This window comes from Pseudoalteromonas ostreae (assembly GCF_018069805.1).
Classification (GTDB): domain Bacteria; phylum Pseudomonadota; class Gammaproteobacteria; order Enterobacterales; family Alteromonadaceae; genus Pseudoalteromonas; species Pseudoalteromonas ostreae.
On the sequence record NZ_JAGPYN010000006.1, the window covers coordinates 149,136 to 161,632 of the forward strand.

Genomic DNA, 12,497 nt, shown 5'->3' on the forward strand with positions numbered 1-12,497 from the left:
TGGACTAGAAATAAAAAAGGGTGAGCCACGATAGCTCACCCTTTTTAATAATTATGGTTTGGGAATAGAGATTGGATTCCCAATCTATAATTTCATTCCCAAACTATAATAACTCTGATCAAAAAACTTATTAATCTCTGTATGTCTCTACCGCTGGGCATGAACACACTAGGTTACGATCGCCGTATACATCATCGATACGCGTTACTGTAGGCCAGAATTTGTTTTTGGCCACTGCAGGTACTGGGAATGCAGCGTAGAAGCGGTCGTATGCTCTGTCCCACTCGTTACCAAGTACGTCGCCTTGTGTATGCGGTGCAAACACAAGCGGGTTGTTTTCTATAGACCATTCGCCTGCGATCACTTTATCGATTTCGCCTTTAATTGATACCATCGCTTCGATGAAACGGTCGATCTCAACTTTAGACTCAGACTCAGTCGGTTCAATCATCAAGGTGCCCGCTACTGGGAACGACATAGTTGGTGAATGGAAGCCGTAATCTTGTAAGCGCTTAGCAACATCCATTTCAGTGATGCCCGAAAGCTCTTTAAGTGGGCGTAAGTCAACAATACATTCGTGAGCAACACGGTTGTTGCGACCACGGTATAAAATTGGGAAATGCTGGCTTAACTCGTGAGTTAGGTAGTTTGCACTTACGATTGCCATTTCAGTGGCTTGTTTAAGGCCTTCGCTACCCATCATGGTGATGTAAGCCCATGAGATAGGTAAAATAGCTGCTGAGCCGTATGGCGCTGCTGATACTGCACCATTGCCGATACTCGTACCAGGTACGTTAATTACGCTATGGTTAGGCATAAATGGCGCTAGGTGTGATTTAACACCGATTGGGCCAACACCTGGGCCACCGCCGCCATGTGGGATACAGAACGTTTTATGCAAGTTTAAGTGCGATACGTCTGAACCGATAAAGCCTGGGCTTGTTACACCTACTTGTGCATTCATGTTCGCGCCGTCCATGTAAACTTGGCCGCCGTGTTGATGAATGGTGTCACAAATTTCACGAATTGTTTCTTCGTATACACCATGTGTAGACGGGTATGTGATCATGATACACGATAGGTTTTCTGCGACTTCTTCAGCTTTCGCTTTAAGGTCTGCCATATCTACATTACCGTTTTTGTCACAATCAACAACTACAATTTTCATGCTCGCCATTTGTGCAGAAGCTGGGTTAGTACCGTGCGCTGAACTTGGGATCAAACAAATATTACGGTGCGCATCGCCACGTGACTCGTGGTATTTGCGAATCGCGATTAAGCCTGCGTATTCACCTTGTGCGCCAGAGTTTGGCTGTAATGAAACGGCGTCGTAACCGGTGATGTTAACTAACCAATCATGTAGTTCGCCCATCATGATTTGGTAACCTTCTGCTTGGTCTAGCGGGCAGAATGGGTGAAGATTAGCAAACTCAGGCCACGTGATTGGGATCATCTCAGCGGTCGCGTTTAGTTTCATAGTACATGAACCTAACGAGATCATTGAGTGGTTAAGTGCTAAATCTTTGTTTTCAAGACGTTTGATATAACGCAGTATTTCAGTTTCGCTGTGATACGAATTGAAGTTAGGGTGCGATAGCACTTCGTCATCACGTACTAGGCTTGCCGGAATTGACTCGCTACCGTTTGCTTCGATGTCTGCTGCGATTGCATCAACACTTAAGCCGTGGTCTTCGCCAAGGATAATGTCGAAAAGCTCGGCAACATCTGCACGTGTTGTAGTTTCTGATACTGCAATTGAGTATTCGCCGTCATGGTTAGTTGCAAAGTTAACGCCGTTTGATACAGCACGTGCTGTTACATCGTCTTTGTTATCGCTAACAACTGTTAGGGTATCAAACCAGGTGCTGTGCTTAAGGTTTACACCTTTAGCTTTAAGGCCGGCGGCTAAAATATCAGCAAAGCGATGAATACGCTGCGCGATTGTTTTTAAGCCTTGTGGGCCATGGTACACCGCGTAAAACGCTGCCATGTTGGCAAGTAATACTTGTGCTGTACAAATGTTTGAGTTGGCTTTGTCGCGGCGAATGTGTTGCTCGCGCGTTTGCATTGCCATACGTAGTGCGTCGTTACCTAAACGGTCTTTAGATACACCAATGATACGACCTGGTAATGAACGCTTGTATGCATCACGCGTTGCAAAAAATGCAGCGTGAGGACCGCCGTAACCCATTGGTACACCAAAACGCTGGGCAGAACCAAGTACTACGTCTGCGCCTAGTTTACCCGGTGCTTTTAATAGTAATAAGCTCATGATGTCGGCAGCAACACAGGCAATCGCTTTTTTGCTTTGTACGCCAGCGATTAAATCTGTGATGTCTACCACTTCACCTGATGTTGACGGGTATTGGAATAACGCACCAAAAATTTCGTGATTTACAGCATCAGCCGCAGGGCCAACTACCACTTCAAAACCAAACTGCTCGGCGCGAGTTGTCACTACGTCGATAGTTTGCGTATGTACGTCATCTGCTATGAAGAAGATATTGGCTTTTTTAGCTTTAGATACACGCTTTGCAAGGCCCATGGCCTCTGCTGCGGCGGTTGATTCATCAAGTAATGATGCACTTGCTAAATCAAGACCTGTTAGGTCTAAGGTCATAGTTTGGAAGTTTAATAATGACTCTAAACGCCCTTGAGCAATCTCTGGTTGGTATGGAGTGTACGCTGTGTACCAACCAGGGTTCTCAAGTACGTTACGTAAAATTACGTGTGGTACGTGAGTTGGGTGGTAGCCTTGACCAATATAAGATTTGAACACTTTATTTTTGCTTGCTACTGATTTTAAGTAGCTGAGTGTTTCAACTTCAGTGCGGCTTTCGCCCACTGTTAGGCCATGCTCTAAGCGGATGCTTGCAGGTACAGTTTGACCGATCAGCTCTTCAACACTCGATACTCCAAGAGCACTTAGCATATCGCTTACTTGTGCTGGGCTTGGCCCAATATGGCGGCGAATAAAATCTTGCGTTTGCTCTAATTGTTCAAGAGATTTGGCGTTTGACATTTGTCCAGATTCCTATGATCCAAAAAATAAATGGTTATTACTAATGGGTAACCAGCAATAACTTAAAAGCTTTTTGATTTAATAACTTACAATGTATGGAAGGTAAGCAGTAAAATCATAAAAGCCCCAATTATGTTAGGTATAATGGGGCTTTTAGTACAGCGACAAACTAATTATTAGTCTTCGTCGATAGTGTTTGCATAGCCTTCAGCGTCTAGCAGGTTTTCCAGCTCAGACTCGTCAGATGCTTTAATGCGGAATAACCAACCGTCGCCATAAGCGTCGTTGTTTACAGTTTCTGGTGCATCTTCAAGCTCTTCATTAATTGCAATGATTTCGCCACCGATTGGTGCGTAGATATCTGATGCTGCTTTAACAGACTCTGCTACTGCACAATCTTCGCCTGCAAGTACTTCATCACCAACTTCTGGTAATTCAACGAAAACCATGTCGCCAAGAAGCTCTTGTGCGTGCTCAGAAATACCTACAGTGAAAGTACCGTCACCTTCGTTGCGAACCCACTCGTGTGAAGAGGCATACTTTAACTCGCTAGGGATATTGCTCATTTTATTCATCCTTTGGTTTTGATACCAATCAACTTAAAAATTTAACCATTCTAGCGGTCTAAATAAAGCGCTAACAGGGTTATTAATTTATCGGTAGAACAACTACATATCAAAATTAATGCCTTGTTATCACTCTATTTATCTGTCGCTATAACTGGTTAATAACTCAACATGATTAGTATTATTGGGTGATAACACCAAATTTTAATTAATACTTTAAAGTACAGACTTACCGTTACGTATAAAGCTTGGTTTAACTACTTTTACGTTAACTAATTTTTTACGCATTTCTACTTGAGCAGTTTCGCCAGTTGAACGTGGAACACGTGCAAGCGCAATACTAAAACCAAGTGTAGGTGAGAAAGTACCTGAGGTAATAACCCCTTCACCACCGTCAACAATTACTTTTGAACCGTTACGTAATACGCCTTTTTCTGCCAGTACTAGACCAACAAGTTTATCAGTACTTTTATCAGCGCGTTGCTGCACTAGCACGTCACGGCCGATAAAATCACGATCTTCTGGTTCCCACGCAATAGTCCACGCCATGTTAGCTGCAAGTGGTGAAACGCTTTCGTCCATGTCTAGGCCGTAAAGGTTCATACCCGCTTCTAGACGTAGTGTGTCACGTGCACCAAGGCCTGCAGGCTTAACACCCGCATCTAGCAGTTGTTGCCAAAGATCAGCTGCTTGCTCGTTCGGTAAGACAATTTCGTAACCGTCTTCGCCAGTATAGCCTGTTGTAGCTATAAATAAATCACCAGTTTTCACACCGAAAAACGGCTTCATATCTGCAACAGCTGCTTGTTGATCAGCCGTTAAGATAGTCGCTGTTTTTGCTTTTGCGTTCGGGCCTTGCACTGCAATCATTGCAAGTTCTGGACGCTCAATCACTGCAACGGTAAAATCAGCTGAAACTTTAGCCATTTGTGCTAAATCTTGTTCGCGAGTTGCAGAGTTAACAACTAGGCGATAATCAGTTTCAGAGAAGTAGTAGATGATAAGGTCATCAATTACTCCCCCTTTATCATTAAGCATAGCTGTATAAAGCGCTTTACCAGGGACGGTTAATTTAGCAACGTCGTTGGCAACTAATTTACGTAGGAATGCTTGTGCTTGCTCACCTTTGATATCGACAACGGTCATGTGTGAAACGTCAAACATGCCTGCATCGTTTCGCACTGCGTTGTGCTCTTCGATTTGCGAACCATAGTTAATTGGCATTTCCCAGCCATGAAAATCAACCATTTTTGCTTTTGATTCTAGGTGCTTTGCATGTAAAACTGTTTTAGAAGTCATAATATTCCTTCACTTTATAATTAACCCAATTTTGGGTGTGGCCTCAATTTAATGAGGGGGAATAACATGGGCGGCGATTATACATAAGTTGTACTGTGCCTAACACCCAAATTGCGATTTGTTCTTACAAGTAAATTACAAAAAACTAGCAACTAAAAAAATACGCTAGCCAGCTTATCTATTTATGTTTAAGCAACACTCGGTAGTAACATATCAAAACCGCGTTGCTGTAAATATGTTTGCCATTTAGTCAGCTCTGGCGCTTTGGCCACCAGCTGAAAGTGCTGTATTGATTGTTTATCAATAGCGGTAATAAATACCTCACCACTTTGCGTACCGTAACAACTGTTAATGTCTGACAAGCGCAGCCCTGGGGTGAGTTTAAATGCGTCGACTAAGGTATCAAATGCTAGCTCACCAGCTAATGTTAACGTTGCTAAATCTATGCGTGTAACAAACTCAATATCGTAACGTAGCTGCTGTTCACAGATCAGCGCTTGTAATTGAGCCGCTGCTACTGTGTGCAACACGAATCTAAATGCTGTCGCACTAAAGTAATATAATGCAAAGCTACAATTGCTATTTAGATCGCCATCTAAGGAGCCTTTCACACCTAAACCACTGGCGGTTAGCTTATTTAAATCTAACCCTAATATTGTTGTCAAAAACGGGATTGCTTCTGTACCGCTAAAATCGATCACCATGTTGTTTGTATTGACCTGCAACATATTGCTATCAGCTGCTTCAATCTGGCTATGACGAGCAAACATTATCGGGCTAAAAGTCATTTTCGACACCTATCAATCATTAATTGCAAAAGTATATTGTGCAAGTCTTGCAACAACAAATTGTAATTATTAATCAATTGATAAATAATACTTATTAACTTACCTCAATAAATTGTAATTTTTAATATGAAAAATATCTCAACAGACAGCTTACGCACATTAGTTACAGTGGTTGAAGTAGCAGGTTTTGCTAAAGCAGGTGATTTACTTGGCTTATCGCAACCAGCAGTAAGTTTACAAATAAAGCGGTTAGAAGAAATGCTCGGCCATAAATTATTTAAAAAACAAGGTCAGCGCCAAGTGCTCAATCAATACGGTGAGCTACTGCTGCCGATGGCAAAACAAATGCTGCTACAAAACGACACTATTTTGCAATTGTTCACTAAAGAGAATGTGACAGGTAAGGTGCGTTTGGGAATACCCAGCGAGTTTGCCGCTCGGATCTTACCTGCTATTATCGGCGACTTTGTGGCACTTTATCCTGAAGTATCATTAGAGGTTAAATCCCGTTTAAGTAAGCATTTATTGTCGATTTCACGGGAAGACCAGTTTGATTTAGTACTGGCGTTAAATGAAGATTTAAATTCTGAAAAGTTCCCTGTTTTTATGCAAGACCAACTGGTCTGGGTTGGTGATTTATCGATAGCACAAAATGAAGTTGTTACGCTGGTGACTGCACCGGAAGGTTGTATTTATCGGCGCCGCGCCATCGAGGCACTGCAACTTGCGGGTATTAAGTACCGTATAAGTTATAGTAACGCTGATTTAACAGGCCTTACTGCGGCTTTAAAAGAAGGGTTAGGGATCACCGTTTTAGCTAGAAGCACAGTGCCAAATGAGCTTAATTATGAGTTAAACACCGCTATTCTACCTAGTTTAGGTAAAATAGGCATTAGTTTAACAAAGCATGCAGAACAAGCCGAACATGCGGTAGATAAACTTGCCGAGTTTATTACATTACGCTTGACCTAATGCCTAGCAAAAATACATCTTTAGTCACCTTGTGACAATTAGCATTAATGCAACACAGCAATGTTGCAACACAGTATGACTAACAATAAATTTTCATTTTTGCATTCAAAAAACGACTTAACGATCGAGATTATTACAAGTAGGATTGATTCGTATTATTTTACATGTTTAAATTGCGCCAGTTTAAATTAGACATATACAGGATCAACAATGACCTCTAAGTTTATTGTTTCAACACTTTCGATGGCTGTTGCTTTATCATTAAGCGCCAACAGTGTTGCAAAAAACACAACAAATAAAGAAAGAAACTTTGAGCAAATTACCGTTATTGGCTCACAAGCCGCAATTAACGATATTCCGGGCTCTGCTACATTTATTTCAGACGAACAATTACAAAAATTCGAATTTACCGATATTTCTCGTGTTTTAGCATCTGTACCAGGTGTTTATGTACAAGAAGAAGATGGTTATGGCCTGCGTCCTAACATTGGTATGCGTGGCACAGGTACTGGCCGTAACGATAAAATATCAGTAATGGAAGATGGTGTACTCGTAGCACCCGCTCCTTACTCAGCGCCATCGGCTTACTACTTCCCTACTATGGGTCGTATGGAGTCGATTGAAGTATTAAAAGGTGCAGCCTCTGTAAAATATGGTCCGCGCACAACAGGTGGGGTTTTGAACTTACTTTCTCGCAGCCTGCCAACTGAGCCTAATAGCTCAACAGGTATGGTTGACGCAGCCCTTGGTAGCGACGGTTACTATAAAGGCCACGCTTACTTCGGTAAAGAAAAAAACAACGCAGCCGGCATTATTGAAGTTTTCAGCTATGGCGCAGATGGCTTTAAAGCATTACCTGTAGGTAGCGACAACACAGGCTTTGAAAAGAACGACGTTCTACTTAAATTTGGTTATAAGTTTGGTGAAAACAACGCACATAACCTAGAGATGAAAATTAAGTACTCTGATGAACAATCTGATGAAACTTACATGGGTTTAACAGAAGAAGATTATAAAGCGTCACCAAACCGTCGTTATGCCGCATCACAAAAAGACCAAATGAACACGCAACATAATGCATACCAATTAAATTATGCTTATCGTTTTGGTGATGGTTATGAGTTATTGGCGACAGCTTACCTCAATGATTTTCATCGTAATTGGTACAAAGCGAGCAAAGTAAGTGAAAGCTATTTAGCACAATACAGTGAATTTGAAGCGGCACCAACAGCTGAAGGTATTGAAGGCATTGGTATTAAAGCAAATAACCGCGACTACCAAGCCAAAGGTGTGCAATCAGAGTTGCACATTCCTGCGGGCGATCACTATGTGACTGTTGGCGTGCGCTACCACGAAGACGAAATGGATCGTTTTCAGTGGGAAGACAAATACACACTTAATCAAGATTTAAGTATGACCTTAACGTCTCAAGGCGTTCCGGGTTCTGACAGCAATCGTGTAGATAGTGCAAAAGCAACAACGTTATTCATTCAAGACCAGTGGTCAATCGATGCATTAGTGATTAATGCAGGCCTTCGTTATGAAGACATCACAATTACCCGCGTAGAGTGGTCAAAGTCTGATCCTAAACGTGAAAATGGCTTAACTAAAGACGTTTCAAACGATACACAAATCTTAGTGCCATCACTGGGTGTAACTTACACCGTAAGCGACAGCCTAACGCTACTTGCGGGTATTCAGCAAGGTTATGCTCCAGCGGCACCGGGTAATGCTGAGCAAGACGAAGAAGAAAGCGTAAACATTGAGTTTGGTGGCCGTTATAACGTTGCTGGTGTTCATGGTGAAATCATTGCATTCTTCTCTGATTACAACAATATGCACGGAAATTGTACTGCATCTATAGGCTGTAGTGATGAGAACATTGGCGACCAATACAACTACGGCGAAGTAGAAGTATCGGGCTTTGAGTTCTCTGCCGGTCGTATTTTCGAAACTAATAGCGCAACATTCCCTATACGCTTAACTTACACTTATACGGATTCACAGTTTAAAAATAATTTTGCATCAGATATCTGGGGACAAGTAAATAAAGGCGATGCAATGCCTTACGTTCCAGAGAATCAAATCGCTCTTTCATTTGGTGCCGTGCTTTCAAGCTTTGCATTTGATACGCAAGTGCGTTATGTGTCGAACGCACATGCTGATTTAAGTGCTGACGGCCTGAATGCAATCGACAGCCGTGTTGTGTGGGATTTAGCCGCTAAATATTTAATTGATGACAATCAAAAAGTATATCTAACGGTTGATAACTTGTTTGATAACAATTATATCGCTAACCGCGCAAACGGTGGTATTCAACCAGGTAAACCACGCACAATCCAAATGGGTTACAGCTACGCGTTTTAATCTCAAAGCGAGGAAATTATCAAGCCGTGCGATTATTGTTCGCACGGCTTGATGATAGATGTGTTTTTTACAGCGCTAATGCACGCCCCTTACGTAAACCATTAACAGAAATAGTGCGTACTTGCTGTACAGCGGATGGTTTGTCATCTGCTTTATAAAGCAGCCAGTTACCCGCACTATTTTGATATTCAATAACAAGCCCTGGGTATGGCGCAAATGCATCAACACTATTATTAATATAACGAGCAGCTACGCTAGGTAAACGATAAAAGCGCCCAGCCTGCTCTAGTTTTGCAAATTCCTTAAAGCCAACTAACGCCGCAAAACGCTGCCAATCAGCTGCTTTTTGTTGCTTAAGCGTTGTATTAAAATGGCCTGTATTTTGATCATACTTAGCGCCTTGCCCGTTATAATCTAATTCCCATGGCGCTTTATGCCAAGCTCGCTCTGCAAGCGCTAATAACCGTGGATATAACATGTACTCAGCTTGCCTATCACTGCGCATAAGCTCTGACCATAAATGCCCTTGCAAACCAATAAAAGGTTTTGTGCGCATCGTGTTACGATCATCAGCACTGTAATGATGATTGTTTACCGAGCGCCAAATTTCAGCATGCGCAGGTAAATTATCCGGCATAAACTCAAACACTTTTTTACTATCAATCGCGCGACTCGCCCAGTGATTCCCAGGCTCTTGCGGATGCGACTGATATGGAAAGTCAAAATAAGTTACATCCGGGCTTGATAACACCACCTCCCAGCCTTGGTTAGCATGACGATGCGCAACCTCATGCCCGCCATCGTTCAGCGTTGCCCATGCATTTGACTGCACATTTGCTGGCATGCTCTTTAGCGTCACCTCGCTCATACCATCACTCCAACCTGCTACTTTTAAACCTTTACTCGCAACTAGGCTACTGACTTTTTCAATGAAATAGCCATTAAATGAGTGCATAGCTGGTTGTTGTGTTTGTAACGCTTTACAACTAGGCGAATCAACCCAAGCGCCGGCCGTTTCATCGGCGCCAATATGGTAGGTTTTAAACGGCACACCGGCTTGCACATGTAATGCGTTTACTTCATCGAGTACTTTATCGATAAATTGATAAGTCGATTCTAAACAAATATTTAAGGTGTTATCTTGATAATGCTGGATTGAGCTGTACTGAGTCTTATCAGCGGGTTCGACTAAACGGTATTGGAGTGCCTCAGTATGTTTATCTTGTGCCATTAAACGGTTAAACCTTGCTTCCATTGCGACAATTGCCGCGCGAGAATGCCCAGGCATATCAAGTGATGGGATCACTTCAATAAAGTGCGCTTGAGCATATTTTAATATTTCAATGTAGTCATTCTGGCTGTAGTAACCATTTACTGCTGATTGACTATCAAGTCCTGCGCCTAGCTGTGGTAACAAACAACGCTGTTCGGTTAAATCTAAGCAACGCTTGGCACCGACTTCCGTAAGCTCTGGTAAGTCGTTAATAGCCAATCGCCAGCCTTCATCATCCGCTAAATGTAAGTGTAATTTATTAAGCTTATAGGCGGCCATTTGCTCTATGGTATTTAAAATAAATGTTTTTGAACGAAAGTTGCGTGCTACATCAATGTGCATGCCTCTAAATTCATAACGCGGCGCATCAGTAATGTTAAGTGCTGGGATGGTTAAATTATCAAGGCTGACTAACCCTGCGATGCTCTGTAACGCATAAAATATACCTGTAGCACTCGTTGCGCTAATCGCTATTTGGTCATGTTGAACCTTTAACGTGTAGGCTTCTGGGTTATCTGCTGTTAAATCTAACTTGAGCGTGGTTTTAACCCCTTGGCTATGCTGCTTAATACCAAAACGTGCTAAGCGTGCTATTGCCGCTGTAAGTTGTGTTTGATCAATATTATTAGCTAGTTGTAGATTTAGGCCTTGGCTTAAATCTACCACCTCACCCGATAATAAAGTTAAAGCGACTGGCTTTGGGATCAAACTCAGCGGTGCCGTATTTAATGTAGGCCGAAACTCATTTTCATATAAATACTCAGCGTCCATCCATGGTGTCGCATCGTCGTTACTCGTTTGCAATTGTTCATAGGTTAAAAATGGTGCTAAATATGGTTGTAACTCTAGCTTAGTGCCAGGATCAATCGTAGTTTGAGTGCTGCGAATAACCCGACTTGTTAAACCCGCACTAGCCAGCATGTAATTAGGCATAAACTCAGCGCGCGTAATTTGTGATTCTTGAGTGTAAAACTCAATACTTACTGGCGTATTTGCTTTAAAACCGGCAAATGCCATAGTGGGCTTTATTTGATGTAAATCACCATTAATATGCGTAATAGTAAACTGCGACGAGTCGGTGCTATAAATTGGCATTAGCTGACTAAAATAAATTGACCACTGACGACTGGCTACATCAAAAGGTGTGCTGAACGTCAAGCGCGATAAGTAACACTGTGTTTGATACGGTGCAGGGCAAGTATCAGGCTTTGCCGAAAGTAACTCATATTTTACCGATAACTGCTGCGCGAGGGTATCTAACTCAACCTGCGATGGTGCTTTAGCAAAAGCAGCAACTGAGCACATGGCAAACACCAATAATATAATTCTACGCATAGCTAGCTCCCAACGATTGCTCATAAGCCATGTCGTTTATAAATAACGCATGGCTGCCCAATAACGGAGCATCATCGCCAAGCTCGCTAATACGAATATCTAACGACTGCAAAATAACTGGGTTAACTAACTTAGCTAACTGAATATGCAAACTAGGTAAAAAACATACTGATGATTGTGATACCGAACCACCAAGTACAATAACGTCAGGGTCAAACGCGAGTATCACATGACTTATTGCATGAGCAAGGTGCTTACCAAACTCATCAAATAAACGTTGTGCGTGTGCGTCATTTGCCAGTGCCTCTTGGTAAGCTTGCTTGCCCGTTGTCCCTTGATTAATAAAAAACTGCCCAGAGGTAAAGTGTTCAATAATCCCTTGTAAATAACTAAAACTGCCAAACTCTCCTGCGGCTGAGTGCTTACCCGTATATAATCGACCATTAAGCACCAGCCCCGCGCCAAGTCCAGTGCCTAGGCAAATGCCAATTAAATTCGTATCTGATTTAAAATTACCTTGAGTAAATTCTCCCATGGCAAAACAATTCGCATCATTATGCACCCGTACGGGCAGTTTAAAATATGCGCTTAACAACGGCTTTAACTGCACATTCTTCCAATTGGGAATATTAACCGTTTCGATCACTTCGCCTGTTTCCATCAGCACCATGCTAGGTATACCGACAACGATACCAATACAAGTATCATCAACCACCTGCTCAATAATTAGACATAAAAAGTCGTTTATTTGCAGCTTACTTGCTGCGCCATCCACGTCAAAATAGCGTTTTTCTATTACACCAGTTGCAGTTACTTTTGCGACCAGCGCTTTGGTGCCACCAAGATCAACACATAATAAAGTTTGTGACATTAGA

General features: G+C 42.3%; 8 protein-coding genes. 2 read left to right on the forward strand and 6 right to left on the reverse strand.

Annotated elements, in window-relative coordinates; translation table 11 throughout:
* Positions 1 to 130: 130 nt before the first annotated feature.
* The 4 genes from gcvP to J7338_RS06815 all read right to left on the reverse strand — a co-directional run bounded on the left by gcvP (position 131) and on the right by J7338_RS06815 (position 5,675).
* Positions 131 to 3,022: an aminomethyl-transferring glycine dehydrogenase gene (gcvP, locus tag J7338_RS06800; RefSeq protein ID WP_210796331.1), complete on the reverse strand. Its 2,892-nt coding sequence runs from the start codon at positions 3,020 to 3,022 to the stop codon at positions 131 to 133.
* Positions 3,023 to 3,198: 176 nt separating this feature from the next.
* Positions 3,199 to 3,588 (reverse strand): glycine cleavage system protein GcvH, encoded by a 390-nt coding sequence (gene gcvH / locus J7338_RS06805; RefSeq protein WP_210796332.1) that lies wholly within the window; start codon positions 3,586 to 3,588, stop codon positions 3,199 to 3,201.
* Positions 3,589 to 3,804: 216 nt separating this feature from the next.
* Entirely contained in the window at positions 3,805 to 4,887 is a 1,083-nt protein-coding gene (gcvT, locus tag J7338_RS06810) for a glycine cleavage system aminomethyltransferase GcvT (RefSeq protein ID WP_210796333.1), read from the reverse strand.
* A gap of 188 nt (positions 4,888 to 5,075) precedes the next feature.
* Positions 5,076 to 5,675, reverse strand: a complete 600-nt coding sequence (locus J7338_RS06815; RefSeq protein WP_210796334.1) for a hypothetical protein — start codon at positions 5,673 to 5,675, stop codon at positions 5,076 to 5,078.
* Between the two features lie 126 nt (positions 5,676 to 5,801).
* On the opposite strand from J7338_RS06815, the gene J7338_RS06820 reads away from it, so the two are divergent.
* Together J7338_RS06820 and J7338_RS06825 are read left to right on the forward strand one after the other, a co-directional pair.
* Positions 5,802 to 6,647, forward strand: a complete 846-nt coding sequence (locus J7338_RS06820; RefSeq protein WP_210796335.1) for a LysR family transcriptional regulator — start codon at positions 5,802 to 5,804, stop codon at positions 6,645 to 6,647.
* 210 nt (positions 6,648 to 6,857) lie between these two features.
* Complete coding sequence (locus tag J7338_RS06825) at positions 6,858 to 9,014, forward strand: TonB-dependent receptor family protein (protein ID WP_210796336.1); 2,157 nt, start codon at positions 6,858 to 6,860, stop codon at positions 9,012 to 9,014.
* Between the two features lie 67 nt (positions 9,015 to 9,081).
* Here J7338_RS06825 and J7338_RS06830 read toward each other — a convergent pair whose 3' ends face one another.
* Together J7338_RS06830 and J7338_RS06835 are read right to left on the reverse strand one after the other, a co-directional pair.
* A complete protein-coding gene (locus tag J7338_RS06830) occupies positions 9,082 to 11,622 on the reverse strand; it encodes a family 20 glycosylhydrolase (RefSeq protein WP_210796337.1) in 2,541 nt (846 codons plus the stop codon).
* Entirely contained in the window at positions 11,615 to 12,493 is an 879-nt protein-coding gene (locus tag J7338_RS06835) for an ROK family protein (RefSeq protein ID WP_210796338.1), read from the reverse strand. Before J7338_RS06835 ends, J7338_RS06830 begins: the two co-directional genes overlap by 8 nt.
* Between the last annotated feature and the right edge of the window lie 4 nt (positions 12,494 to 12,497).

Coding starts and splice junctions, on each gene's coding strand:
- J7338_RS06815 (WP_210796334.1), bottom strand. CDS start 5,675: ATGACTTTTAGCCCGATAATGTTTGCTCGTCATAGCCAGATTGAAGCA.
- gcvP (WP_210796331.1), bottom strand. CDS start 3,022: ATGTCAAACGCCAAATCTCTTGAACAATTAGAGCAAACGCAAGATTTT.
- J7338_RS06835 (WP_210796338.1), bottom strand. CDS start 12,493: ATGTCACAAACTTTATTATGTGTTGATCTTGGTGGCACCAAAGCGCTG.
- gcvT (WP_210796333.1), bottom strand. CDS start 4,887: ATGACTTCTAAAACAGTTTTACATGCAAAGCACCTAGAATCAAAAGCA.
- J7338_RS06830 (WP_210796337.1), bottom strand. CDS start 11,622: ATGCGTAGAATTATATTATTGGTGTTTGCCATGTGCTCAGTTGCTGCT.
- gcvH (WP_210796332.1), bottom strand. CDS start 3,588: ATGAGCAATATCCCTAGCGAGTTAAAGTATGCCTCTTCACACGAGTGG.
- J7338_RS06820 (WP_210796335.1), top strand. CDS start 5,802: ATGAAAAATATCTCAACAGACAGCTTACGCACATTAGTTACAGTGGTT.
- J7338_RS06825 (WP_210796336.1), top strand. CDS start 6,858: ATGACCTCTAAGTTTATTGTTTCAACACTTTCGATGGCTGTTGCTTTA.